Origin of the sequence: Nakamurella antarctica (genome assembly GCF_003860405.1) — a bacterium.
GTDB lineage: Bacteria > Actinomycetota > Actinomycetes > Mycobacteriales > Nakamurellaceae > Nakamurella > Nakamurella antarctica.
The window spans coordinates 764,498-790,688 of record NZ_CP034170.1; the positions used below are offsets into that span (position 1 = coordinate 764,498).

The window sequence follows — 26,191 nt, forward strand, 5'->3', positions numbered from 1 at the left end:
GTCGAGGGTGATCATTGCTGATTTTCGCCGGGAGTGCCGGTGCGTGTCAGGATATCTTGCGTGACAGATCCCAGCCTTAGCGCCCCGGTTTCCCTCCTCGGCGCCAGCAGGATCCGGGAGCTAGCCACGGAGCTAGACCTCAAGCCCACGAAGTCGCTCGGCCAAAACTTCGTGCATGACGCGAATACCGTTCGACGTATCGTTGCCAGCGCTCAATTGCGGCCCGAGGATGTGGCGCTCGAGGTCGGTCCCGGGCTGGGCTCCCTCACCCTGGCGTTAGTTGAGGCGTGCCGCGCCGTCAGTGTGGTGGAGATTGACCCCCGGCTCGCAGCGCGCCTCCCCGCTACGGTGCTAGAGCTCGCCCCGCAGTACGTGGACCGACTCCATGTGGTGCTCGCTGACGCTCTCGCGGTCAAGGCCGAGCAGTTCCCCGAACCCCCCACCGCGATGGTGGCAAACCTGCCGTACAACGTGTCGGTGCCCGTGTTACTACACCTGCTCTCGGAACTGCCATCGATACGGCGGGTGCTGGTGATGGTGCAAGCCGAGGTGGCAGACCGCCTCGTCGCCGGTCCAGGTTCGAAAACCTATGGCAGTCCTTCGGTGAAGACCGCCTGGTACGGCGTCGCCAAGCGCGCGGGTTCGATCGGACGGAACGTGTTCTGGCCAGCACCGAATGTCGACTCGGCGCTGGTGGCGTTCGATCGTCATACGACACCGACCGACGGTGACCGGCTGGCGGTCTTCAAGGTGGTGGACGCCGCATTCGCGCAGCGGCGCAAGACTTTACGGGCCGCTCTCTCCGGTTGGGCCGGGTCGCCCGCACGCTCCGAGGAGATTCTCCGCGCCGCCGGCGTCGACCCGGGAGCCCGCGGCGAAACACTCGACTTTCGAGCATTCAGGGCTATTGCACAGGCGGCCCAGAAGTGACACCCGGCAGCGTGCGCGTGCGCGTTCCAGCGAAGATCAACCTCCACCTGGGGGTCGGCGAGGTTCGGCCCGACGGTTTCCACGAACTTGTCACCGTCTTCCATGCTGTCGACCTGTATGACAAGTTGACAGTGGCTAACGGCAAAGGTCTTCGCGTGCGCACCGTCGGCATTGCCGGCGCGCCAGCGGATGGCGACAACCTCGCGGGCCGAGCAGCCTTGCTGTTGGCCGCCCACGCTGGAATCCCCTGCGACGTGCGGATCGAGATTGTCAAGACCATCCCGATCGCTGGCGGGATGGCCGGAGGCAGCGCCGATGCGGCTGCAGCACTGCTGGGTTGCGCCCAGTTGTGGAATCTGGAGCTAACCCGTGCTGAGCTGGCCGGGTTCGCGGCCGAACTCGGAAGCGATGTACCGTTTGCGTTGACTGGCGGCACGGCGGTGGGGACGGGCCGAGGCGAGCTCATTGCTCCCGTGCTTGGTAAACACCCGCTGCATTGGGTCCTCGCGATATCGGACGGTGGGCTTTCCACTCCTGCCGTCTTCGCGGAGTTGGACCGGTTACGCGCTGCTGGCGATGTGCCGCGGGTGGGCGGCGTCACAGCGCTACTGGCCGCGCTTGTCTCCGGTGATCCTGGACTGCTGGCGAGCCACCTCGGCAACGATATGCAAGCCGCCGCGGTGTCGCTGCAACCGCACCTACGCCGCGTGCTGTTCGCCGGAACCCAAGAGGGCGCGCTCGCGAGCATCGTGTCCGGCTCGGGCCCCACGGTCGCCATGCTGTGCAGAAGTGCGGAGCATGCTGCCGAGGTGGGAATAAACATTGCGGGCCTGGGTATTTGCAAATCGGTCCGAGTGGTGTCCGGACCGGCGCCCGGCGCCCGGATCATCAGCGATAATGAGAAGTCAGCTTAGATCTGCCGGTGCACCTAGCCGCCAGCAATCACCGTTTCACAACCAAAGGATCTCCTTTTCCGATGGCCACCGCCGCCAATCTCGTCAACCTTGAAGCCGTCACCGTGAACCTCGTTCACCGAACGTTGCTCGACCGCATTTCGCTTGGCGTTCAAACGGGCGACCGAATTGGCGTTCTCGGACTGAATGGCTCGGGCAAAACCACGCTGTTGCAGGTGCTGGCAGGCCTCAAGCAACCCGACTCCGGCCGGGTCGCCACCGGTCGTGGAACTCGCGTGGAGGTGGTCACCCAGAAGTCGGCGCTGGCCCCCGGAAGTACCGTCAAGGACATCGCATTGGGATCTTTCGGCGACGCCGAACACGCTTGGGCGTCGGACTCGTCGGTGCGCTCCGTGCTCGACGGCCTGGGGTTGGGCGGTATTGGTTTGGATTCGCCCGTCGACAGCCTGTCCGGTGGTGAACGCCGCCGTGTTGCTCTGGCGGCTGCCCTGGTAACGGATGCAGACCTGCTCATCCTTGACGAACCCACCAACCACCTCGACATCGAAGGTGTTGCTTGGCTTGCGTCGCACCTGGTGGCGAGGAAGGGCGCTCTCGTGGTCGTCACCCACGATCGGTGGTTCCTCGATGCGGTGGCAACGCTGACGTGGGAAGTGGTGGACGGGGACGTCCACATTCGCGAAGGTGGTTACTCCGACTGGGTTTTCGCCCGCGCGGAGCGGCTGCGCCTTTCCGACGCTGCGGAGGAGCGCCGACAGAACCTGGCGCGCAAGGAACTCGCGTGGCTGCGCCGGGGTGCGCCGGCCCGTACATCCAAGCCGAAGTACCGCATCGAAGCAGCCGAAGTGCTGATCGCCGATGTGCCCCCGCCGCGAAACACCGTGGAACTGCAGGCGTTTGCCCGACGACGTCTCGGCAAGGACGTACTGGACGCCGAGGGTATTACCGCGGGCGTCATCGCGTTGGACGGCAATGAGCGCATCCTGCTCGATGACGTGACGTGGCTGATTGGCCCGGGTGATCGTTTCGGGATCGTCGGGGTCAACGGTTCCGGAAAGTCCACACTGCTGAAGGTCCTGCTGGGATTGCATCCGACCAAGTCCGGGATTATCAAACGTGGCCAGACCGTGCGGATCGGGTATTTGTCGCAGGAGGTGCACGAACTCCCCACCCAGATGCGGCTGATCGAGGCTGTCACCGAAGTGGCCAGAATGGTCAACCTCGGCGGCAAGGATCTGACGGCCGGGCAGCTGTGTGAAAGGTTCGGTTTCACCAACGAGCAGCAGTGGACCAGGGTCGGGGAGCTCTCGGGTGGGGAGCGCAGGCGCCTGCAAATGCTGCGCATTCTGATGGACGAGCCAAATGTGCTTGTTCTCGATGAGCCCACCAACGACCTCGACACCGACACACTGTTGGCGTTGGAGGATCTGCTGGACGCGTGGCCCGGAACACTGCTTGTTGTTTCGCACGATCGGTACCTGATCGAGCGCGTCTGCGACAACGTCGTGGCACTCATGGGCGACGGCAAGATCAGCCAGCTGGTCGGCGGGGTCGAAGAATATCTGCGACGCCGCGAGGGCATGGCTGGGATGCAGGTGCGCGTGTCCGCGGGGGCGGCGCCGGAACCTGCGGGCCCAGGGCTGGATGCAGCCGCAAAGCGGTTGCTGCGCAAGGATCTTCAAAAGCTGGAGAAACGTCTGGAGTCGCTGGATCGCAAAGAAACTGAGTTACTCGGAAAGCTGGCCGTGGTGGGCGCTGACTACGCCAAGGCGGCCGAGCTGAACGCGGAACTCGCGCTCACCCGCACTGGCAAGGACGAGACGGAAATCGAGTGGATGGCAGTGTCGGAACAGTTGGAGAGCGACTGACCCAGTTGCGGGGGAGCGTGGGCGCTAGTAGGTGAGGCTGACGAGTCGGTCAATGTCTGCCCGCAGCGGCGACGACGTACTTGCGCCCCGCACCGTGGTGGCCAGTGCGCCCGCGCAGCACGCGAAGCGCACCGCCTGGAGGGGCGATTGCCCTTCCGCCCACGCCACGGCGAACGCACCAGCAAACCCGTCGCCGGCGCCGGTGGTGTCAATGGGATCGATATCGGGCACCGGAACCTGAAACGCTGCGCCGTCAGGTCCGCGGTACCGCGCCCCGGCGCCGCCCAGGGTGACAATGACGTGTGCGACGTGGTCAGCGGCGCTGCCGATCTCTCGCGCTTCACCCTCGTTGACGATCAAAATTGTGGTGGCGGCGAGCAGTTCCGCGGATAAGTTCTGCATCGGTGACGGGTTGAGAAGTACTGGGACGCCTGCGGTCTGAGCGGCTTGCGCTGCGGCGACCACCGTCGTCATTGGGATTTCTAGTTGGCAGACCAGCATGGCCGAAGAGGCAATGGCGGCGGTGTCGCTGTCTGCGAGACTGGTCATGGCGAAGTTTGCGCCGGGCACCACGACGATGGTGTTTTCCGCGCTTTTGTTGACGGCAATGGCTGCGATGCCACTCGGACCGGGCGCTGTGCGCAGCAGGCTGCAATCCACCCCGGCAGCGTGAAGGTTGGATCGAAGTTCGGCGGCGAAACCATCAGAACCGACCGCCCCGATGAAGGTGACGGCGCCCCCGGCCTTAGCTGCAGCAATGGCCTGGTTGCTTCCTTTGCCGCCGGGAATCGTCTGGAAACTGTTACCCAGTAGCGTCTCTCCGGGTTCGGGCAGTGCATCGGTTGTCACCACCAAGTCCATGTTGACGCTGCCCACCACGGCGATAGCGGGGGCGGTGGGGGGAGGGGTCGTCATGGGATTTCGCTCCGGGGCTGGTGGGGACGCTCTGGATGTGCTGATGTGGGTTCAGCCCAAGAAGCGGAACCCCGCACCTATCCCATCACGCCCACGCTGCGGTCTCGCACCCGCAGTCTCCCGCCCCTACCCCGCAACCACACGCCCCTACCCCGCAGCCACACGCCAATACCCCGCCGTCTCCCGCCCCTACCTCGCCGAGCGGTGGCCTATGACGCATTTGCCTGCCCCATACTCGCGATAGCCCACCGCTCGGCGAACGAAGACGGCGACCGAGCTCGGCAGACGAAGTCGGCGAATCTCGGGCGACAAGGCACCGCTCGGCGAAAGGAAGCCTCCGGGTGCGCCCCGCGCACCCGGATAGGCCCCGCGCGATGAGACGCAGGGCAGGGCCTTGCGGCCATTAAAGTAATCGGTATGAGCACCTTCATCTCCGCGATCTACTCCGCTGCCGCCGGGGGAGCGGGCATCGTCACCGGGGAGCCGCGTGCCGCCCTTCGCACCTCGTGGGCAGATATCCACGAACTGGCGCTCCGGGGAGCAGCCGCGTTGGTGGCCGACGGTGTGAAGCCCGGCGAGGCCGTCGCTATCTTGGCGGCCGATCCGCTGGAAGTGGCGCCTGCCGTGCAAGCTGTCTGGCTCGCCGGCGGGTCGGTGACGATGTTGCATCAGCCGACGGCGCGGACTGATCTGGGCAAGTACGCTGCCGGTACCCTGCAGGTGCTGAAGGTGATCAAGGCCAGTCGGGTAATTGTGGGGGAGCAGTTCTCCGACGTCGCCCAGATGCTCGACGGCACCGGTGTGCGGGGCTTGCTCGCAGCCGACATCGCTAGTCACCCGGAGCGTTTGGCCTCACCGGTGGAAGTGGACGAGGACGCGACGGCGCTGCTGCAGCTGACGTCGGGCTCGACCGCTGCGCCCAAAGCCGTTCGTATCTCGCATCGCAACGCCTGGGACAACCTGACCGCACTCGCTCGACGCGCCCAGGTCGACCCCGCCACGGATGTTTTCGTCTCGTGGTTACCGCTGTTCCACGATATGGGGATGGTCGGTTTCCTGACCCTGCCGATGGTGATGGGGTTGGAACTGGTCAAGGTGACACCGATCGACTTTTTGCGGTCGCCGCTGCTGTGGTTCGAGCTGATCTCCAAATACGGCGGGACACACACGGCTGCACCGAATTTTGCATACGCCCTGGCTGCCAGGGTGCTTGCCAATGCGGAAAACCTGGACCTTTCGTCATTGCGCTTCGCATTCAACGGAGCCGAGCCAATCGACGTCGACACGGTCGACCGGTTCTTGGCCGCCGGAGCGCATCTGGGGTTGCCCTCAACCGCAATGGTCCCGGCTTATGGAATGGCCGAGACAACCTTGGGCGTGAGCATTCACGTTGTGGGACAACCCGTGCGTGTGGACATCATCGACGCGCACGAATTGGAACAGAACCGACGCGCTGTTCCGGCGCAGCCGGGGTTGGCCCCTGACGGGACCGAGACCACCCGATCGTTTCCAACATTGGGACCGCCACTCGACGGCCTGGAGGTCCAGGCCCGGGATGACGACGGCAACATATTGGGCGAGCGCGAAGTCGGCACATTGTTTATCCGGGGAGTAGCTGTCACCGACACCTACTTGACAGGGGACGGGGCTCTGCCGACGCAGGGCAGCGACGGGTGGCTCGACTCCGGCGACCTCGGATACCTCACAGATTCCCTGGTGGTGGTATGTGGCCGTGTCAAAGACGTCATCATCATGGGCGGCCGCAACATCTATCCGACCGATATCGAGCGCGTGGCCGCGGGGGTGGATGGTGTTCGCGCTGGCAACGCCATCGCTGTCCGGTGGACAGCGCCAAGTGGTCGGGAATCCTTTGCGGTGGCAGTGGAATCACGGCTGGCCGAGGATCCGGAGCAGGTTGAGCGCATGGCGCGCGAGATTCGGACCGCGGTCACCACAGCGATCGGTGTCCGGCCGGCGCAGGTGCGCGTGTTGCCCGTGGGGTCGATTCCGAAAACGCCGTCCGGCAAGCTTCGCAGAGCGGCCGGGGTCGCGCTGATCGACTGACGACTCAGGATCAGGTCCCGTGCACCTTGTTCTGAGCGTCGACAAGACCCAGTTGCACAAGGTCTTCGACGGCATCCGCGGCGAAGGCTAACTCGAGGTCAAGTTCCTTGCGCTCGGCGGCCGAGAAATCTTTCAGCACATAGTCTGCCGGGTCTTGACGCCCCGGCGGGCGACCGATCCCGAACCTGACCCGTGCGTATTCCTTCGAAGCCAAACTGGCCGAGATCGACTTCAGGCCGTTGTGTCCGCCCTCGCCGCCGCCAGCCTTGAGCCGGATGGTGCCAAAGGGAAGGTCCAACTCGTCGTGGATAACGATGACGTCGGCGACGCCGACCTTGTAGAACCGCGCCAGCGCTGCGGTGGCGCCGCCCGAGAGGTTCATGTACGACTTGGGTTTCGCGACGACGACGCGATTACCACCGAGCCGTCCCTCGCAGATGTCGGCCCCGGACTTGTGAGACTTGAAGGGGGAGCCGATGCGGGATGCCAACAGCGCTGCCGCCATAAAGCCGACGTTGTGTCGATTCCCGGCGTAACCGGGTCCAGGGTTCCCGAGGCCGATAATCAGGGACAGTTCGCTGGGCATGGGGTCCTTAGAAGATCAGGGATAACCACAGCGGGGCGTGCCCGAGCCGGATGTCCGGACCGAGCACACCCCGTTAGGAAAAAAAGATCAGGCTTCTTCGGCAGGGGCTTCGGGAGCAGCGAGATCGGTCTCGCCTTCCATGTCCTCGGCTGTCGGCGCTGCGGAGACCGCGACGACGAGGGCTTCGGGATCGCCAGCCAATGTTGCGCCCGCGGGCAGCTCGATCTGGCCAGCGAGGATCTGGGTGCCAGCCTCGAGGCCTTCGATGGACACTTCGATGCTGTCCGGAATATTGAGCGCTTCGACTTCGATTGAGAGGGTGGTCTGGTCGGTAAGGACCAAGGTTCCAGCCGCTGCTTCGCCGGTTACGTTGACGGAGATGTCAACGGTAACCTTCTCGCCCTTGCGGACGAGGATGAGGTCGACATGCTCGACGTAGTCGCGTAGCGGGTGCCGGATGACGGACTTCGGCAGCGCCAACTCGTCGCCGCCATCAATACCCAAGGTCATGACGGTGTTAGCGCCGCCACGGATGGCGCGGCCGAACTCGCGTGCGTTGAGTGCGAAGTGGCGGGGCTCGCTGCCGTGGCCGTAGAGGACTGCGGGAATTTTGCCGTCGCGGCGGGTGCGACGCGAGGCGCCCTTGCCGAACTCGGTGCGGACTTCAGCGGTAAGGCGAACTTCGGACATCGGTTATCTCCTATGCGAGAGGCCTCTCGGGGTGAATCCCCTGGGGTGGGCCTGCTGGGGTGGATCTTTGGCTCAACCTCGACGAACGGCACGGGGAGCGAATCCACCCTGTCGATAACGGCTAACCCAGTACTGGATTGCCCTCGCCGAGGTACTGCCACGACATTACCGCAGCGGTGTTGATCGGCCAAAACCGTTCGGTAAGCCCACGTGTGGCAAGCTCGCATCCGGTGCCAGCTGACTGCGGCGAGGCTCGTCTTGATCCCGAGAAGGCGCCACCTGGGAAAGGGGAGCACTGCAATGTTGTGCCAGTTGACGCTGGACCGTACCGGTCCGACCCCCCTCTACCTCCAGCTCGCACGGTTTTTCGAAGAACTGATCGCTCGCGGGGAGCTTGTGCCGGGTGAGCGCATCGATACCGAAGTCGTGATTGCTCAGACGCTCGGGCTTTCCAGGCCGACGGTGGCCCGGGCTATCAATGAGTTGGTAGACAAGGGATTATTGCTGCGCCGCAGGGGATTTGGGACCGAAGTGAGCAACGCGGTGGAACACCGCGAGGTGGAACTCACCAGCCTGTTTGAAGACTTGGTGCGGAACGGCCGCAAACCTCGCACGCAGGTGCTGGCGATCGAATGCGATGTGCGCAACCCCAAGGCTGCGCTGCTGCTGGGGCTTGATTCGGACTGCCCACTGGTACACCTGAAGCGCTTGCGGCTGGCCGAGAATCAGCCCATTGCGGTAATGGACAATTGGCTGCCGATGTCGTTTGCGGACCTTACGCAGGCGCAACTCACCGAGGACGGTCTGTACGGCGTGTTGCGGGCCAGAGGTTCGGGGCCAGCGATGGCGCGCCAGCAGATCGGGGCCAAAGCAGCGGGGGTGGAGGAAGCGCGTTTGCTCCAGGTACGTCGCGGAACCCCGTTGATGACGATGATGTCGCGGGCCTATGACGCGTCAGGCGCGGTGGTCGAGTGCGGGCGCCACGTGTACCGAGCAGATGTGTACTCGATCGAAGTGATGGTGCAATCCGATCGGACGTAAGGGGGGACCAGTACTACGGGACCAGTTGCTTCAGTGCACCGACGAACGCCTCGACATCGGCGGTTGTGGTGTCCCACGAACACATCCAGCGGACCTCGCCGGTAGCCATATCCCAGTCGTAGAAACGGAAATGCTCACGCAGCTTGTCGGGTACCCCCGCTGGCAAAATTGCAAATACCGCATTGGCCTGCGGCTGCCGCGTGATGGTGACGCCTTCGATGCCATCGACGGCATCTGCCAGGTGGCGCGCCATCGAGTTGGCGTGCTGGGCGGATCGCAGCCACAGGTCGCCTTCCAAGAGGGCAATGAACTCTGCGGAGATGAACCGCATCTTTGACGCCAGTTGCATGTTCATTTTGCGCAGGAATTTGAGGCCACTTGATGCGCCAGGGTTGAGCACCAGAATGGTCTCCCCGAACAGCAGGCCGTTCTTGGTGCCGCCGAAGGACAACACGTCGACGCCGGCGTCGGTGGTGAATGCCCGCAGCGGAACACCAAGGGCAGCAGCGGCATTGGCGATCCGGGAACCGTCCATGTGGACGGTGAGGCCCAACGAATGTGCGTGTTCGCAGATTGCCGTTACCTCGGCCACGGAGTACAGGGTGCCGAGTTCGGTGGACTGGGTAATCGAAACCACCTGCGGCTGTGCGCGATGCTCGTCGCCGAATCCCCAAGCCTGGGCATCGATCAGCTCCGGAGTCAGCTTCCCGTCCAGGGTGGGCACCGTCAGAAGTTTGATGCCGGCCACCCTCTCGGGAGCCGCGTTTTCGTCGGTGTTGATGTGTGCGGTTTCAGCGCACACCACTGCGCCCCAGGGCGACAATAACGATTGCAGCGAAAGAACATTCGCGCCGGTGCCGTTGAAGACCGGGAACGCCTCTGCCTGGGCGCCGAAGTGGGCGCCAAAGATCTCTTGTAACCGTGCCGTGTACACATCGGCGCCGTAAGCCACTTGGTGGCCACCGTTGGCGGCCCCGATGGCAGCGAGAACCTCCGGATGGACGCCCGCGTAATTATCGGATGCGAAGCCGCGCTCTTGGTCGTTATGCAGTTTCTTCACAGGGTGAATCCTTCCATCAGAGCCGCCTCCGGTTTACCGGATTGGGAGCCTGACCGGTGAGCAGGAGCTTCGCAGTTCTGAATGCGGTGTTCCGTGAGCAGAATGCGGTGTTCCGTGAGCAAAAGGTCAGGAAATGAGCGAAATGGCGGCGCCGTTAAGTTCGGCTGCGGGGCGAGACCATAAACCGACCACGGTTCGGGCCAATTCGCGGGTGTCGGTGAAGCCCGGAAACGACTTCTCTGGCTGCGCGTGGCGGTCAGCCTCCGTGACGAGCGCCTTGATCACCAGCGTGAGCGCCGCAGCAGTTTGTTCCGTCGGAGCCGTTCGGTGTCCAGATTGTGCAAGCCGGAACGAATCGGCCACGGCGCCCATCCACGCCTGCGCCGCCGCCTTCGCCGCTGCGTAGTTCGCGTTGCCAGCGGTGGGGGCTGCCGCGGCGGTGGCTCCGACAATGACGACGCGGGCCGAATCCGAATGCAGGAGTGCAGTGTGGAACGCTCTGGTGACGTTTCGCAGGGTAGCGACAAGCGCAGTGACCAGAAATTCCCAGTCGGCGTCGCTCTGGCCGACCAACCCGCCGCCTCCTCGCCATCCACCAACGAGGTGGATCACTCCGTCGACGGGGCCGATGCTGTCGGCCAGAGCGGTGACGGCAGCGAAATCTGCCAAATCGCAGACCTGGGTGGTGAGGAGCGGATGCCGGACCTGCAAGTCGGCTAATCGAGATACGTCCGACGCGACAGCAATCACAGACGCGCCGTTGTCGATCAACTCAGCACAGACTGCCTGCCCCGCAACCCCTGTCGCGCCCGTCACGACAACCACCCGGCCGGCGACCGGCGTGCCACGGGTGGGCGAGCCTGCTGGCGCGGTGATCATCCGGTGATCCCAGCGGTGGATTCGACTACGCCTGCGAGCTTGCGGGACAACGCTTCGTAGAACATGGACAGCGGGAACTCGTCCGGCAGCACGGCGTCCGTCAACCCCTTGGGCGGGCCATCGAACGGGAGCGCTGCGGGACCCTGCGCCCACGTCGAGGCTGGGTTGGGGGTCAACACGGTGGCAACCAGCTCGTACGCAGCAAGCCAATGGGACGTTTTCGGCCGGTCGATGGAGCGCCAATACAGATCTTCGATGCGGCGACCCAGTTCGAGCACTGCCTCGGTGACGTTTTCCCAATCAATGCTCAGGCGGTTGTCGGTCCAGTGCAGCACGTGATGCTGATGCATCCAGGCGAAGAGCAGCTGCCCGCCCAGCCCGTCGTAGTTACGCACCCGGCTGCCGGTGATCGCAAAGCGGAAGATGCGGTCGAAGATGATTGCGTACTGCACGAGCCGGGCGTGCGGCACGCCAGAAGCTTCGAGCTTGACCGATTCCTTGAATGCCGTCAGATCGCAGCGCAGTTCCTCCAGCGAGTAGAGGAAGTAAGGCATCCGCTGCTTGATCATGAACGGGTCGAAGGGCAGGTCGCCGTGCATGTGGGTGCGGTCGTGGATCAGGTCCCACATCACGAAGGTCTCTACCGCCAACTGCTGATCCTCCAGCAACCGCGCGGCGTCCGGTGGCAGTGCCAACCGGGTGGTTGCGGCGGCAGAGCTGATGACGGTCCGGAATCTGGCGGCCTCGCGGTCTGCGAAGATTCCGCCCCACGTGAAGGTCGGGACCTCGCGCATGGCAATGGTTTCCGGGAATAGGACCGCGGAGTTGGTGTCGTAACCGGCGGTGAAATCCAGGAACCGGATGGGGACGAAAAGCTTGTTGGAGTAGTCGCCGGCTTCCAGCTCGGCGATGAACTCGGGCCACACCACGTCGAGCAGAACAGCTTCGAAAAGCCTGTCGGGGCTGCCATTTTGGGTGTACATCGGGAAGACTACGACGTGTTGTAGGCCGTCAACGCGATGCTGTTCGGGGTGGAACGCGAGAAGCGAATCCAAGAAGTCCGGGACGGTAAATCCACCGTCAGCCCACCGCGCGAAATCTGCGACCAAAGCGTGCAGGTAGTCGGCGTCGTGCGGGAAGGAGGGAGAGAGCAGCTCGATTTCGGCGGTGATGGCGGTGACCGCGGCTGCTGCCCCTTCGTGGTCGGACGGGACGGAACCGTCTGAGATCTGGAAGGTGCGGAGCACCGTGACGGCGGCTTTGAGGCGGCGCCAGCCTTCGTGGTGGGCATTGACCACGCCCGGGCTGGCAGCGCCTTCGTGAGTGCCGCCGCCGCGGGCTGCCCAGGTCACCGCGTTGAAGATGAGCTGTGTTGCGGAGTCATCACTCTCGGCTTCCGGATCAACAGCAAGGACGGCTACGCGGCCGGATCCAAGAGTGCCTATCGCGCCAGCAACAGATCCCGGGGTCTGCCCGGTTCCCGCCCCGCGCAGGATCGCGGCGCTGCCGGAGCCAGTGGCCAGTGTTGCAGTTGCCCGTAGGCGAGCGGGGCTGACTTTGGCGAGCAGATTCTGATTGAACGGCGCGACGAACCGCAGGGGAGCGGTCTCGTTATCGGCGTCCACAAGTCCGGCGCTGACAGCGGAGTCCGAGCCGAGCGGGCCGATCTCGATGTCAGCCAATGTGGCAACCGCGGTTGCGGCGGCATTGATAGCCGCCCCTCCCACGACGACCATCCCCACGCCACTCGTCACCAATTCCCGAAGGCCGTCAAGGTCTGGGTCACCGGGCATCACCACAATGACGTCAGCGTCAATTGCCGACGTCACGACCGGGTAGCCCCTGGCGAGCAGCATGCTGCGCACGCCTTCGGTGCCGTTTCCTCCAACGCGGGGATGGGCGAACATCACCTTCGGGAAAACGGCGCTGTGGTTCGTCATCTGATCATCTCCTCGTTACAGAAATCCACCTTCGGAACACTTCGAATTGTGGAATGGGTGGTGCTGAAATTTCGCGGCAAGTCGACAAGATTCGCCAGGGAATCTCTACTGTACCGGAAATTATGCGGCGAAATCTTCCTTGTGCCATAGATTATGCTGTACGACGGATCTGATCACGACCGCAAAAAGCCCCGGGGCGCGGACGTCTCGGGGCTTTGTCGCGGGAGAGGCGCTGCTACTCCAGGTCAAACAGCGACGTGACAGATCCATCCTCGAACACTTGGCCAATGGCGGCCGCGATCAGCGGCGCAATGGAGAGCACCGTCAGCTGCGGGAAGTAGTGCTCGGGGGGGATGAAGAGGGTATTGGTGAGGACGACCTCGCTGGCGCCGCAGGTAGCGAGGCGTTCGGCGGCCGGATCGGAGAGGACCCCATGGGTAGCGGCGATGACGACGTCTTTGGCGCCGGCCTCAAAAAGCCGGGTAGCTGCTTTGGCGATGGTCCCGCCGGTATCAATCATGTCGTCGACCAGAATGCAGAGCCGCCCTTCGACCTCACCGACGACGCGGTTGGCAACCACCTGGTTCGGTTGGTGTGGATCGCGGGTTTTGTGGATGAAGGCAACGGGGGTACCGCCGAGGCGCGCCGCCCACTTCTCCGCCGTGCGGACACGACCGGAATCCGGCGAAACCACCGAGATCTGCTGACCGACGTATTTGGTAGCGATGTAGTCGCCGAGCAACGGTTGCGCCACCAAATGGTCGACGGGCCCATCAAAGAATCCCTGAATCTGGTCGGTGTGCAGATCGACGGCCATTACCCGGGACGCACCAGCGGTTTTGAGTAAATCGGCGATGAGGCGAGCGGAAATCGGCTCGCGGCCGCGGTGCTTTTTGTCTTGACGCGCGTACGGGTAGAACGGGAGCACAACGGTAATCCGCTTGGCAGAGGCGCGCTTGAGAGCATCGATCATCAGCAGCGTCTCCATCACCCACTTGTTCAACGGCGCGCCACACGACTGAATCAAAAACGCGTCAGAGCCGCGAACCGACTCGTTCGAGCGAACGAAGATCTCGCCGTTGGCGAAGTCGTATGCCGTTTGTTCGGTGACGTCGACGCCCAAATGCTCGGCGATTTCGTCGGCGAGCTGGGGAAAGCCCCGCCCCGAGAACAGCATCAGGTTCTTCCGAGTGTTAATCGAAATATGGTTCACGCTGGGGCGTCCTCTCCAGGCACTGCGGTGGCATCAAGGGTGACATTCGGATCTAGGGCGCCGGCTGCGCGGGCTGACTTGGCCATCGGTGTGTCCGGATGACGCCGCAATACCCACGCTTGGCTCGCAGTTTGCCGACTGCGCGCTATCCCGAGGTCGCCGGGCTGCACGCTCTCACTGATCGCGGAGCCAGCCGCGGTGTAAGCGCCGTCCCCGATGGTGACGGGGGCGATCAGCGTGGTGTGGGTCCCGACGAAAGCTCGCGCTCCGACGACGGTCGGGTACTTGTGGACGCCGTCGTAATTCGCCGTAATGGTCCCGGCTCCAATATTGGAATCGGCGCCGATCGTGGCATCACCAATATAAGAAAGGTGCGGCACTTTGGAGCCAGCCCCGATCGTGGTGTTCTTGACCTCAACGAACGCGCCGACCTTTGACCCGGCGCCGAGCACCGCGCCCGGCCTGAGGAAGGAGAACGGGCCAACGGAAGCGCCGGCTCCGATCACCGCGCCGGTGGCTTGGGTCCGCACGATGGTGGCGCCGTCTTCGACAATGCACGCCGAAAGTGTCGTGTCGGGCCCGATGACGCAGTGCGAGCCAATCACCGTCCCAGCCTCCAGACAGGTGTGGGGTTTGATCTGGGTGTCGGGGCCGATCTGGACGCCCGCATGTATCCACGTAGTGGCCGGATCCAGGATGGTGACACCGCTGAGCTGTGCCCGACGAACTAAGCGCTCATTGAGTTGACGAGCCATCTCGGCGAGTTGAACGCGATCGTTCACCCCCTCGGTTTCCGCGGCATCGTCGGCGACCAGCGCTCCCACCTTCCGGCCGTCGCCGCGCGCGATGGCGACTACATCGGTGAGGTAGCGCTCGCCCGAATTGTTGGCCACTGTCAGCCTTGTCAGCCCGTCGGCGAGCACAGCGGCGTCAAAGGCGTACACGCCGGAGTTGATTTCAGTAATGAGTTGCTGCTCGGAGTCGGCATCTTTTTGTTCGATGATCGCTGCCAACTCACCGGCCGCATCGCGAATAATCCGCCCATAGCCGTAGGGGTTTTCCACCATGGCGGTCAGAACGGTGACCGCGTTGCCCGATAAGGAATGGGCGCGAGCGAGCGCCTGAAGAGTCTCGCCGCGCAGCAATGGCACGTCGCCGTAGGTAACGATGACAGTGCCGGACAGTTCCTCGGCGACCGCCAAGGCGCAGGCAACGGCATGGCCGGTTCCCAATTGCTCGTGCTGGATCGCCACGGTGATGTCCGGGGCTGTCGTTCGGAGGAATTCGCCGACCACTTCGCGCCCGTGGCCAATGACGGCAATGAGGTGCTCCGGTTTCACCGACTTCGCGGCGGCAAGGGCGTGTCCCAGGAGCGATCGGCCGGCAACTTCATGCATTACTTTGGGCAACGCTGACTTCATCCGGGTCCCGGCGCCGGCGGCAAGAACCACCACTGCGGAGACCTGCGGAGAATCGCCGGAAGAAGGTGAGCTGCTGGCGTGTGGTTTTGGCGTTTCGGCCACCGGCATGCGGATGTCCCTTGTGACGTTGGCGATCTCGGCGATGTTCCGAGCTTCCGGGTGACGAGTACGGGGCCTACGCCCTAACCTCAGCCGGGCCACGCCCCGGCAACTCTAGTCGGGATTAGTCGGGCTGGGAACCCGCGGGATGACTCTTCTGTGCTCCGCCGCCAGGACTCGAACCTGAAATATCTGAACCAAAATCAGAAGTGTTGCCAATTACACCACGGCGGATTGTCGTATCGGGTGCGTGTACATCATTCCATGCCGGGAGGGGCGGTTGTGTCCACTTTCCGGGCAGCACTAAGTCCGGTGCAGCGAGAGGCCAGTGCAGGAGGGCCCGGTGTCGCCGCAGAGAGCCGGGTTCCCGCGCTCTGGCTCCGCGCTCCATCCGGCGTAGGATCACGCGTGCACCCTCTCTTACCTCGCACCCCCGCACAGTGAGTTGGGGGCTTCTTGCGTGTCCGGCGCCAGTGCTGCGCCGGTTGAAAGGGACATTGTTCTTACTATGACTTCACCCGCATTGTCCGGCCTCCTGACGGCAGTTCTCCGTGACGAATTCTTTGCCGACATCGTCCAAGCAGCCGGAACGCCCAGTTTTCACATCACGGGCCCCTCGGCCACCCGCCCCTTTGTGGCCGGCGTTCTCGCCTGCGATAAAGAAGCCGGCGGCGCTGGTGTGCCCGTTCTGGTGGTGACGGCCACCGGCCGTGAAGCGGAGGCACTCACCGCGGCCTTGGGCGATCTGCTGGGCGATGAACACGTGATGATTTTTCCGTCATGGGAGACCTTGCCCCACGAACGATTGAGCCCGCGGGCCGATACCGTGGGGCGTCGGATGGCGCTGCTGCGCCGGCTTGCCCACCCGGAGGAATTCCCCACCGGCCTACCCAAGGTGATCGTGACAACAGTCCGGTCCATGATCCAGCCGATGGCACCCCATCTTGGTGAGCTCGAGCCGGTAAAGATTGTTCTTGGCCAGGATTGGGAGCTCAGCGAACTGGTGGAGAACCTCGTAACGCTGGCCTACAGCCGGACCGAACTGGTCAGTAAGCGCGGCGAAATGGCCGTCCGTGGCGGGATTCTCGACATTTTCCCGGCTACTGCTGAACACCCGTACCGGATTGAATTCTTCGGTGACGAGGTCACCGATATTCGCACCTTTGCCGTGACTGACCAACGGTCCCTCGAAGCCGTGACGACGATGACGGCCCCGCCATGCCGCGAGATTCTCTTGACAGCGCAGGTTCGCGAGCGAGCCAAGCAGCTGTCAGCAACGGCGACGGGCGACGCCACATTGGCCGAAATGCTTGACAAGCTGGCATCGGGAATCACGGTGGAGGGGATGGAGTCGCTGATCCCCGCTCTGGTGGCCGGGAAGATGGTGATGTTGCCCGAACTGATCCCCGCTGGCACCCACGTCATCCTGGCCGACCCGGAGAAGATCCGGTCCAGAGCGGTGGACTTGGTCCGGACCGGGCAAGAATTTCTGACAGCCTCGTGGATGGCCGCAGCAACCGGCGGCAAAGCGCCCATCGACCTTGGTGAATCGGCGTACCGAGACCTCGAGGAAGCCTTCGATGCCGTCCGGGACAACGAGTGCCCACTATGGCGGCAAGCGCCCTTCGGCGACGGGGAGATCCCCACCACCCCCGTCATCAGCGCTGCCCCGGCATACCGCGGCGAGTTTGAACCAGCTATGGACCATGCGCGAGAGCGAGCTGCGGCTGGCGGCGTCACCGTCATCGTCGTTGCGGGCTCCGGCACCGCGATTCGGGCTGTCGAGCGGTTGGCAGAGGCTGACCTGGGCGCCAGCCTGGCTGCCGATGGCATCATCACCGAGCCGAAAGCGGGTGTCGTCACCGTCGCTCGTGGCCGACTGGAGTCTGGTTTTGTGTTGCCGCGCAGCCACTTTGCGATTATCACCGAATCGGATCTCACTGGCACCCGCGGGGTGGGCGCCGACGCTGGCAAGGCGAAGATGCCCTCCCGCCGGCGCAACGCCGTAGACCCGTTGGCGCTCAAGCCGGGCGACTACGTAGTGCATAACCAGCACGGCATTGGCAAGTACATCGAGATGATGCAACGCACCGTGGGCGGCGCCGTTCGCGAGTACCTCGTCGTGGAATACGCCCCCGGCAAACGCAACCACCCGGGCGATCGACTTTTTGTTCCCACCGATGCCCTCGATCAGCTATCCCGCTATGTCAGCGGTGAAGCGCCCACGCTCAACAAGCTGGGCGGCGCCGACTGGGTGAAGACAAAAGGTAAGGCACGCAAAGCCGTTCGGCAGATTGCGGCGAAACTGGTACAGCTCTACGCCGCGCGAGCCTCGGCCCCCGGGCACGCCTTCGGACCGGATACCCCCTGGCAACGTGAGCTCGAGGATGCGTTCCCCTACACCGAGACCCAGGATCAACTCGCCGCGATCAACGAGGTCAAGGCGGACATGGAAAAGGCCGTTCCGATGGATCGGGTCATCTCCGGCGATGTCGGCTACGGCAAGACAGAAATCGCGGTCCGCGCCGCTTTCAAAGCGGTACAGGACGGCAAGCAGGTCGTCATCCTGGTGCCGACGACTCTACTGGCGCAGCAGCATCTTTCGACCTTTGGCGAACGGATGGCGGCCTTCCCTATCAACGTGAAGGGGCTATCGCGGTTTACCGAGGAACGCGAATCCAAACAGACGATCAAAGGCTTGGCAGACGGCACCGTCGACATCGTGATCGGGACGCATAGGCTTCTGCAACCTTCCATCGTTTATAAGGACCTCGGGTTGGTCATCGTCGATGAAGAGCAGCGGTTCGGTGTCGAGCACAAAGAGCACATCACCGGATTGCGCGCCCACGTGGATATGTTGACTATGTCGGCCACCCCGATCCCGCGCACGCTAGAGATGAGCTTGGCGGGGATCCGCGAAATGTCGACCATTCTCACCCCACCGGAGGAGCGGCACCCGATCCTGACCTATGTCGGTGCCTACGACGACAAGCTGGTAGCCGCCGCGATCCGCCGCGAGGTACTGCGGGAGGGCCAAGTCTTCCTTGTCCACAACAAGGTCTCCGATATCGACAAGGTAGCCAGCCGGATCAGGGAACTTGTTCCGGAAGCCTCGGTGGCAGTGGGGCATGGGCAGATGGGCGAGCACGCACTCGAAAAGGTGATTGACGGATTCTGGGCGCGCGAATTTGACGTTCTGGTTTGCACCACCATCGTCGAGACCGGACTGGATATCTCCAATGCCAATACCCTGATCGTGGATCACGCCGAGGTGCTCGGGCTCTCTCAGATGCACCAGCTGCGGGGCCGCGTGGGCCGCGGGCGAGAGCGCGGATACAGCTACTTCCTCTACCCGCCGGACAAGACGCTCACCGACACCGCGCACGACCGGCTCGCGACCATCGCGCAGAACTCGGACCTGGGGTCAGGTATGGCAGTGGCGATGCGCGACCTCGAGATCCGCGGCGCTGGCAGCATCCTCGGCGCCGAACAAAGCGGCCACATAGCCGGCGTCGGCTTCGACCTCTACGTTCGCTTGGTCTCTGAGGCCGTCGACACTTTCAAGAAAGAAGCGGGCGCCGCAGCGGGGGATCCAGAACCGGTAGAGGTGGCCGAAGTTCGAGTAGAACTACCCGTCGATGCCAACATTCCCCACGAGTACATCCCTGGGGAACTACTGCGACTGGATGCCTACCGCAAAGTTGCGGGAGCGGGTACCCACGACGAGATCGAAGCCGTCCGCTCCGAGTTGGTCGACCGGTTTGGACCACTGCCAGCACCGGTAGAAGCGCTCTTGGCGGTTGCCGCCCTGCGTCAAGCGGCCCGCGAAGTGGGCGTCACGGAAATTGCAATGATGCCCAAAGGCATCAGATTCTCTCCTGTCGATGTCCCCGAGTCTGTTCAGATGCGACTGGCGCGGGTGTATCCCGGCTCTACCTATCGCCAGACCTCGCAAAATCTGCTGCTGCTGACTCCGGGGGAATCGAACCGGGTGGGAGCGCCGGCGCTGCGCGACAACGCCATCTTGGCGTGGGCGCATCACGTGCTCGCTGACCTGAGCCCGGCCCGGGTGCGGTAAGCCCGGCTGTGGCCTTCGCGATCAGCCGGGGTTTTGAGGGCTTACAGCGCCCCGGTGATTGTCAACAGCAGCGTGCGACGTAGCTCCGGGTCGGGCGGCGATCCTGGGCCGGCTTCGTCCGAGACTGGGCTTATCGCCAAGGCTGCACGACGAGAGCGGATCGGCTGAAAGCGCCGGAGCCTGATGCAAGGTAGACGCCTCTACTAAGGCCGCAACCCCGCGGGTGTCGGCACGGCTAGGTAGGGGATCGATAGAGAAGACTCGTCCCACGCCAGCGCCAGGACACGAGGTGTCCCGCCGAAAAGACCTACACGCCTATGGCAAGCTGACCATGCCGCCGGTGTCGGCGCTCACGCCAACTAAAAGAGGTCGCCATGGTCGCTAGTCTTCGCCAACAGCTGGGTCAGCGCTGCGCTCCCGGTAGCCGTGTGCGCGCAGGCGCGGGGATGCGGAAAAGCGCGGTGGCGTTGGTAGTGCTGCTGTTTGGCGTTGCGGGCTGCACGCCTTCGGTCTCCGCTGCGGCAGTGGTTGGTGGTAAGGCAATCAGCACCCAGGACATCGATGCGCGGGCCAAGCTGGTTTTGGAAATGGTGACTAAGGATAAAGCCAGCGACCGCGGCTCCGAAAGCTCGTTGGTGACCCTTTCGCGCAACGAGGTGACAACCGGCATCAGACATCAACTCTTGGTGCAAACCGGAGCCTCTGCGCCACTGGACACGGCGTACGTCAGTGACGTCATTGCCAAACTGGGCGGAGAGCAGGCGGTGGCCAACGCGCTGTATGCGGTGGACGCGGCCGACTTGGTGGCCCGTTCGATGGATCTAGCCGACCAGTACAAGTTGTTGACCGACGCCGTCGCCGCCGGGGTGGCAGTGACGATCCCCACCGTTAAATTCGATTTGGTGCAGTACAAAACCGTGGCGCAGGCGCAGGCGGCCAAGTCCACCTATTCCAACGCTCCCGCCACCTTTGCAGCGGCTGCCGCACAGGGCGCCTCGCAGCAGGCGGGACAGGTGGGTTTTGAAGCGACCCCTTTGACGCTGCCCACGCTGGTGGGAGTTGGGCTGTTCTCGGCTCGACCGGGCGATTTTTTGATAGTTCCCCAAGGGGCCTCCGCGGTCCTGGTCAACGTGACTGACGTCGGTTCTGCTGTGGGGCCAGTGTCGCCGGAGAATTTTGCCAAGCTGAGCGCCGGCGGCGTGGTGGCCATGGCTGGTCTTTATCTCGCGGAGCGCACCACTGGCATCAGTGTTGAAGTGAACCCCCGTTACGGTTCGTGGGATTCCCGAATGATGCAGGTCGTCGCAGCGCCAGGGCGCGCCTAAATCGCCCTTATCGCCACTGCGTCTACGGCGAAAACCCGCTGCCCTCTCGATTTCAGGTTCCCTAATGGCCTAGTGTCATAACTGTATGTGTGCGTATCGAAGATGTACGCCCACGTGGGTGAAGATGAGCTGCTGTGCGCTTGATGCAACCCTCGAAGAGCGGATCCACTGTCCTCAATGCCCTATTTAATCTGGCATAAGGCTGAGTTCGGGCGCCCTCCCGTGCTGCGGGCGGAGTTCGGTTGACGAGTACGGACCGTCAGTCTTCGCTACTAATGGTAGTTCTTTGGATCGAGTTTCCTCCTAAGGGGGGAATTAATGTACCGTTGATTCATCGGCGGTTGCTTTGAGTATTAATCGAAGAAATCGTCACCCAAAAGCACCAGCGGGATGCCCCGGTGGTCGTAGACGGAGAGAAGCGACGATGAAGAAGCTGGTAATTATGGTGCTCGCATCTATGGCTGCACTGATCAGCCCCGCAGTGGCGGGTGCGCAAGCCCTGACCGAGTCGGCAGCGGCTGAAGGCAGCGTCAACGTGGGCTCGACGGGGTTCCTGGCCCGCCCGGCGCTTTTGGGATTGACTATGGGCGCCACTTTGTGGTTTGCCATAGCCCTCCTCGCGGTTGTGTTCGCGATGGTCGCTCTGAGCCGGAGCAGGTCGGCATTCGCCCGCGCTGACAGCGTGCGGCCGGCCGGGTCACTAAGCGAGCGCTGATGTCGCTCCTCGATCACCGCGGTGTATCAAAAACAAGCATCGTGAGACCACCTCTCAGCCAGGCCGCGCCACACCGCTCCCGCAACGCCGGCGGCTCTGTAGCTACTTCGTCAGCTGTTCCAGCGCCTTCTCGGTCTTACTCCCGCCCAGCTGTGGCAGCTGCCCCGGCTCCCGAGTTCGACTGGCGTCGGGCGTATGTGCGTCGTCTGTTGGCCACGGACATGCTTGTCATCGTCTGGGCCATTGCGGGCGCGCACCTACTGCGCACGTCGATGCGGTCGGCATCGCCGATAGTTGACCCCTTTGGTTTCGACTTCCTCGCTGCCAGCGCTCTCGTAGTGGGACTGTGGGCACTTTTCCTGGCGGTTCTCAACTCCAGGGACTCACGCGTGGTCGGATTTGGATCTGAAGAGTACAAACGGGTCCTGAATGCAACATTTATCGTATTTGCGCTGGTATCGATGTCGGCGTATCTGTTCGGCTTGGATATGCCGCGGAGCTACCTGCTACTCGTGATGCCCGCCGGCCTGCTCGGTTTACTCCTCGGCAGGTATGTCTGGCGACGGTGGCTGCATCTGCAACGAGATCGCGGAATGTACTCGGCAAATGTACTTGCAGTAGGCAACCTGGAAACCGTGAGCCAACTCGTCTCGGAATTACGTCGCTCACCGCGCGCGGGCTATCGCATCGTTGGTGCGTGTGTCACCCAAGGCAGCAAAGCCGCAGATGCTGCCCGCTCCGCGGTGCAATCTAACCGCTTTGTCGAGGGCGTGCCGGTTTTGGGATCACTCGATCAGATCGTCAGCGCGGTGCGTCTGGTCAACGCTGACGTGGTCGCGGTCACGGCCACGTCTGCCTTCGGGCCGGCGGCGGTTCGTAAATTGAGCTGGGATCTAGAAAAACTGCCAACCCAGTTGATCTTGGCTCCAGCTTTGACAGATATTGCAGGGCCCCGCATTCACACCCAGCCTGTTGCAGGTCTTCCATTGATACACGTGGAGCGCCCCACCTACAGCGGGCCCACCCGAATTTTGAAGAAGGCTTTCGACGTAGTCGGCAGTATGACGCTGTTGCTGATTTTCAGCCCGTTGATGTTGGGGCTGGCGATGGCGATCAAGACGGGCAGTCCCGGGCCGGTCTTTTTCCGTCAGGAGCGCGTCGGTGTTGACGGTGGTCGCTTCAGGATGGTCAAGTTCCGCTCGATGCGCGTGGACGCAGAGGCGCTCCTGGCGGACCTAAAAGCGGAGCAGCGTGATGCCGGGAACGACGTCCTCTTCAAAATGAAGGACGACCCCCGCATCACGAAGGTCGGTAAGCTCATCCGCCGATACAGCCTCGACGAACTTCCGCAGCTGCTCAATGTTCTCAAGGGCGAGATGAGCTTGGTGGGACCGCGTCCCCCCTTGCATCCGAAGTGGCGATGTACCGCCATGATGTTCGCCGTCGACTCCTCGTGAAACCAGGAATGACGGGCCTGTGGCAGGTCTCGGGCCGCTCGGATCTGACCTGGGACGAAAGCGTGCGCCTCGACCTCTCGTACGTTGAGAACTGGTCCATCACGGGTGACTTGGTGATTTTGTTCAAAACCGCCAAAGCGGTCATGTCTTCGAGCGGTGCTTACTAAAGCTCCGGCCGTGGAGGTCATTCCACGCACTGCCAAGAAAATAGCGGCCCCTACCTCAATCCAACATCAAATCCAACATCAGATTCGAGTCTGCACCGAGAGAGAATCACTCAGTGTCTGCTCAATGTCACTGAACGTCATCGCGTTCACTACGCAGAGCTAGCGTCGGGGCGCGCCTCTATGGCAGTATCGGTGAAAACGTCTCCCTGACCACCCCACATGGACTATCTGGCGCTTAACTCTTCGAAGGTGCCGGACGGAACATGGAGGTCGCCAACAGCGCCGCTAGTACCGCTACGCGGACAGCCCGTACTCCCCGGGCCGCGCTCCTTGGTGGTCCGAATGTGGGTCGTCAAGCAGGCAACGAGATACGCACTCATGGGCGTAACAGAAACTGAGGCATGTACGTGCGAGCGAGATGGCTACACACTGCAATTGCGGCAGTAGTGACGATAACGGTATTGGGCCCGGGACCAGGTGCCGTGGCCGAAACACCGGATATCCAGCAAAGCGCGCCAACGCAGGGCACCAATGAGCAGGTAGCCGAGTATTGCCTGCGCCCCGTGGCAGATTTGCTCCCCGCGGGCTCGCAGTGGTCGTGGCAGTTCGATAAGGATGCCCCTCCCTCCACTTGGTCGGCCCAGGGATTTGACGATTCAGCATGGTCAGTGGGGCCAGCGCCGCTCGGATTTGTGGCCAAGGGGATCGCCACCGATGTTTCTGCGAAAACGACTCGACCGGGACCGCGAGTTGCTTACTTCCGGTCGAAGTTCGAAGCGCCGAAGCTGCCGCAGGGCGCTTCCATTGTGGTGAACACGGTGGCCGATGACGGACTCATTCTGTACGTCAATGGTCAGGAGATCGGAAGATCCAACGTGATCAGCGGCCCAGATTCCCACGATCTTTTCGCCAGTTCGTCTTTCTTCGGGCCGGTGACCTACACGATCCCCGCGTCCCTACTGCGCGTGGGCACCAACGACATCAGCGCCTCCGTCCACCTGAACTTCCGGGCGACACGAGCGATCTCCTTCGATGCTCGGGTGCAGATTCTGACCCCCGACTTCTCCACGCCCCCACAATCTGAGGCTTGTCCGATAGCCGCAACTGAGCTGCTTGCCGCTGGTTCGACATGGTCGTGGCAGTTCAAGACTTCGGCGCCGGGCGGTAACTGGGCCGGAGTTGGGTTTGACGACTCGGCCTGGTCGACAGGCCCCGCGCCGCTGGGTTTCGCGGCGAAAGGTGTCGTCTCCAACATCGCCCCTAAGGGTGTGCGTCCTGGGCCACGGGTAGCTTATTTCCGGAGTGATTTCACAGCGCCCGCGCTCTCCGGCACCGAGTCGGTAGTGGTCAACACTGTCGCCGACGACGGGGTGGTGATGTACGTCAACGGGGTCGAGGTTGGCCGCTCGAACGTGATTGCTGGCCCGGACTCGAACATGTTGTTTGCCAGTACGTCCTACAAGGGACCCGTTTCCTTCGATATCCCCGTAGCGCTCATCCACGAGGGCCAGAATACGATCAGCGCGTCAGTCCATCTGAACTATCGGGCCACGAGGGCAGTGGCCTTTGACGCTGAAATCGAAATGTTGACGCCTGCTGCGGCTCCTCCCGCGGCGCCGACCAGCCCCACACCGGAATCTGTCGCACCTTCCCCGGAAGCCAGTGCGTCAACTGAGCCGCCAACTACAGCGCCCGCAACCACTACGCAGATCAACGAAACACCTACGTCCAGTGCCGCTACGGCCTTGACGTCGGAATCGCCTCTGAGTGAAGCCGTGCCCCAGACTGGCGCTCAGACGACTGGCGCTCAGACGACTGGCGCTCAGACGACTGGCGCTCAGACGACTGGCGCTCAGCCCCCAGTCTCTGCGGTTCCTGCCGCGCCGGCAGCTTCGGCAACGTCACCGGAAACTATCCAGGTCAGCGGGGCGAGTTCAGCTGCCCCCTCGACCACTATCTCCTTAGTACCCGCCACCAGTTCCACACTGGGGGCGCCGCCACCGGCAGATCCGGCGGTGCTGGCGAATTGGGGCGCCCCGGTATTTCGGGACGAGTTCAACGCCACCACGGTGGACTCGACCAAGTGGCGCGTTCGCGACAAAACTCGCCTAGCCTACGATCAGGCGATTATTTCAGCGTCCCAAGTCAAGGTGGCTAACGGCAACCTCAGTATTGCCACCCAGTGGCTTGCCAATCCTGTTCTCGGCACGGAACGCCCGAGGTACTTCAATACCGGGTACATCGACACCATTGGGCTATTTTCGCAGCGTTACGGGCGATGGGAAATGCGTGCGAAGCTGCCGTTGGTGACGGGGGCCTCAAGAGGCATCTGGCCCGCCTTCTGGCTTCGAGACTCTCGCGGGTTGGGTGAGATCGACATCATGGAGGCGATCGGCGCTCCCCACGACCAGATGGGGTCGCAACCCGAGGGCACCTTTTCCAGCACCGTGCATCAGTCCACCAACCACGAAGCTGGCACAGTCAGAGTCAGCACTTTGAATAAAAAACTTCCGACTGTAATAGGCGGCTACCACACGTGGGCGCTGGAGTGGGACCCTGCGGGGATGCGCTTTTATTACGACGGTGCGCTGGTGTGGGCGCCGACTACCAAAGACAACCCGTGGTTCAACACCGCGTTTACCGATGCAGGGGTCAATATTCGCATCGATACACAGGTTGGGTTTTGGTGGATGGGGTACGCAGATCCGCTCCACAAGGAATGGACTACCGATGCGTCCTACGATATCGACTACGTCCGGGTGTGGAAATACAATCCTTGACAGTGAGGGCGGCCTCGGAATAGTTGCAAGTGGCCCACTTGTGATGTGA

19 protein-coding genes and 1 tRNA gene are annotated in these 26,191 nt (G+C 62.9%); 11 read left to right on the forward strand and 9 right to left on the reverse strand.

The features are described 5' to 3' along the window. Positions 1–60: 60 nt before the first annotated feature. From rsmA to EH165_RS03335, 3 genes are all read left to right on the forward strand, one after another. Positions 61–930, forward strand: coding sequence for a 16S rRNA (adenine(1518)-N(6)/adenine(1519)-N(6))-dimethyltransferase RsmA (gene rsmA, locus EH165_RS03325; protein ID WP_124798019.1), 870 nt, complete (start codon positions 61–63; stop codon positions 928–930). Continuing rightward, positions 927–1,844 carry a 4-(cytidine 5'-diphospho)-2-C-methyl-D-erythritol kinase gene (locus tag EH165_RS03330; protein WP_124798020.1) on the forward strand — a complete coding sequence of 306 codons (918 nt, stop codon included), beginning with the start codon at positions 927–929 and terminating at the stop codon, positions 1,842–1,844. The genes rsmA and EH165_RS03330 overlap by 4 nt, the downstream gene beginning before the upstream one ends. Before the next feature lie 62 nt (positions 1,845–1,906). Next, positions 1,907–3,712, forward strand: a complete 1,806-nt coding sequence (locus tag EH165_RS03335) for an ABC-F family ATP-binding cassette domain-containing protein (RefSeq protein WP_124798021.1) — start codon at positions 1,907–1,909, stop codon at positions 3,710–3,712. 24 nt (positions 3,713–3,736) lie between these two features. Here the strand turns inward: EH165_RS03335 and EH165_RS03340 are convergent, their stop codons facing one another. Then, complete coding sequence (locus EH165_RS03340) at positions 3,737–4,627, reverse strand: ribokinase (RefSeq protein WP_124798022.1); 891 nt, start codon at positions 4,625–4,627, stop codon at positions 3,737–3,739. Between the two features lie 417 nt (positions 4,628–5,044). On the opposite strand from EH165_RS03340, the gene EH165_RS03345 reads away from it, so the two are divergent. Further along, positions 5,045–6,691 (forward strand): fatty acyl-AMP ligase, encoded by a 1,647-nt coding sequence (locus tag EH165_RS03345; RefSeq protein ID WP_124798023.1) that lies wholly within the window; start codon positions 5,045–5,047, stop codon positions 6,689–6,691. A 10-nt stretch (positions 6,692–6,701) separates the two neighbouring features. Here the strand turns inward: EH165_RS03345 and pth are convergent, their stop codons facing one another. Together pth and EH165_RS03355 are read right to left on the reverse strand one after the other, a co-directional pair. Further along, entirely contained in the window at positions 6,702–7,277 is a 576-nt protein-coding gene (gene pth, locus EH165_RS03350; RefSeq protein ID WP_124798024.1) for an aminoacyl-tRNA hydrolase, read from the reverse strand. 87 nt (positions 7,278–7,364) lie between these two features. After that, positions 7,365–7,967 carry a 50S ribosomal protein L25/general stress protein Ctc gene (locus EH165_RS03355; RefSeq protein WP_124798025.1) on the reverse strand — a complete coding sequence of 201 codons (603 nt, stop codon included), beginning with the start codon at positions 7,965–7,967 and terminating at the stop codon, positions 7,365–7,367. Positions 7,968–8,267: 300 nt separating this feature from the next. Here EH165_RS03355 and EH165_RS03360 point away from each other — a divergent pair, with 300 nt between their 5' ends. Next, a complete protein-coding gene (locus tag EH165_RS03360; protein ID WP_124798026.1) occupies positions 8,268–9,008 on the forward strand; it encodes a GntR family transcriptional regulator in 741 nt (246 codons plus the stop codon). Between the two features lie 13 nt (positions 9,009–9,021). On the opposite strand, the gene EH165_RS03365 is transcribed toward EH165_RS03360, so the two are convergent. The 6 genes from EH165_RS03365 to EH165_RS03390 all read right to left on the reverse strand — a co-directional run bounded on the left by EH165_RS03365 (position 9,022) and on the right by EH165_RS03390 (position 15,854). Next, a complete protein-coding gene (locus tag EH165_RS03365; protein ID WP_239020680.1) occupies positions 9,022–10,068 on the reverse strand; it encodes a threonine aldolase family protein in 1,047 nt (348 codons plus the stop codon). 126 nt (positions 10,069–10,194) lie between these two features. After that, complete coding sequence (locus tag EH165_RS03370) at positions 10,195–10,947, reverse strand: SDR family NAD(P)-dependent oxidoreductase (protein WP_124798028.1); 753 nt, start codon at positions 10,945–10,947, stop codon at positions 10,195–10,197. Continuing rightward, positions 10,944–12,245 carry a DUF6421 family protein gene (locus EH165_RS03375; protein WP_124800273.1) on the reverse strand — a complete coding sequence of 434 codons (1,302 nt, stop codon included), beginning with the start codon at positions 12,243–12,245 and terminating at the stop codon, positions 10,944–10,946. Before EH165_RS03375 ends, EH165_RS03370 begins: the two co-directional genes overlap by 4 nt. 877 nt (positions 12,246–13,122) lie before the next feature. Next, positions 13,123–14,100 carry a ribose-phosphate diphosphokinase gene (locus EH165_RS03380; RefSeq protein ID WP_124798029.1) on the reverse strand — a complete coding sequence of 326 codons (978 nt, stop codon included), beginning with the start codon at positions 14,098–14,100 and terminating at the stop codon, positions 13,123–13,125. Then, the gene (glmU, locus tag EH165_RS03385; RefSeq protein ID WP_124798030.1) at positions 14,097–15,629 is read right to left on the reverse strand and encodes a bifunctional UDP-N-acetylglucosamine diphosphorylase/glucosamine-1-phosphate N-acetyltransferase GlmU; all 1,533 of its coding nucleotides are present in this window, start codon (positions 15,627–15,629) and stop codon (positions 14,097–14,099) included. Before glmU ends, EH165_RS03380 begins: the two co-directional genes overlap by 4 nt. A gap of 153 nt (positions 15,630–15,782) precedes the next feature. Next, positions 15,783–15,854 (reverse strand) — tRNA-Gln (locus EH165_RS03390). A gap of 274 nt (positions 15,855–16,128) precedes the next feature. Between EH165_RS03390 and mfd the strand changes: the two genes are divergently transcribed. From mfd to EH165_RS15625, 6 genes are all read left to right on the forward strand, one after another. Beyond that, entirely contained in the window at positions 16,129–19,698 is a 3,570-nt protein-coding gene (gene mfd / locus EH165_RS03395; RefSeq protein WP_124798031.1) for a transcription-repair coupling factor, read from the forward strand. 446 nt (positions 19,699–20,144) lie between these two features. Beyond that, positions 20,145–21,023: a hypothetical protein gene (locus EH165_RS03400; protein ID WP_124798032.1), complete on the forward strand. Its 879-nt coding sequence runs from the start codon at positions 20,145–20,147 to the stop codon at positions 21,021–21,023. A gap of 424 nt (positions 21,024–21,447) precedes the next feature. Further along, on the forward strand, positions 21,448–21,738 hold the full coding sequence (locus tag EH165_RS03405) for a hypothetical protein (protein WP_124798033.1): 291 nt from the start codon (positions 21,448–21,450) through the stop codon (positions 21,736–21,738). Between the two features lie 41 nt (positions 21,739–21,779). Then, positions 21,780–23,195 (forward strand): exopolysaccharide biosynthesis polyprenyl glycosylphosphotransferase, encoded by a 1,416-nt coding sequence (locus EH165_RS03410; protein WP_206426078.1) that lies wholly within the window; start codon positions 21,780–21,782, stop codon positions 23,193–23,195. An 8-nt stretch (positions 23,196–23,203) separates the two neighbouring features. Beyond that, entirely contained in the window at positions 23,204–23,362 is a 159-nt protein-coding gene (locus EH165_RS16635) for a sugar transferase (RefSeq protein ID WP_338418500.1), read from the forward strand. Positions 23,363–23,844: 482 nt separating this feature from the next. Next, entirely contained in the window at positions 23,845–26,142 is a 2,298-nt protein-coding gene (locus EH165_RS15625) for a glycoside hydrolase family 16 protein (protein WP_206426080.1), read from the forward strand. The last annotated feature ends 49 nt before the right edge of the window (positions 26,143–26,191 follow it).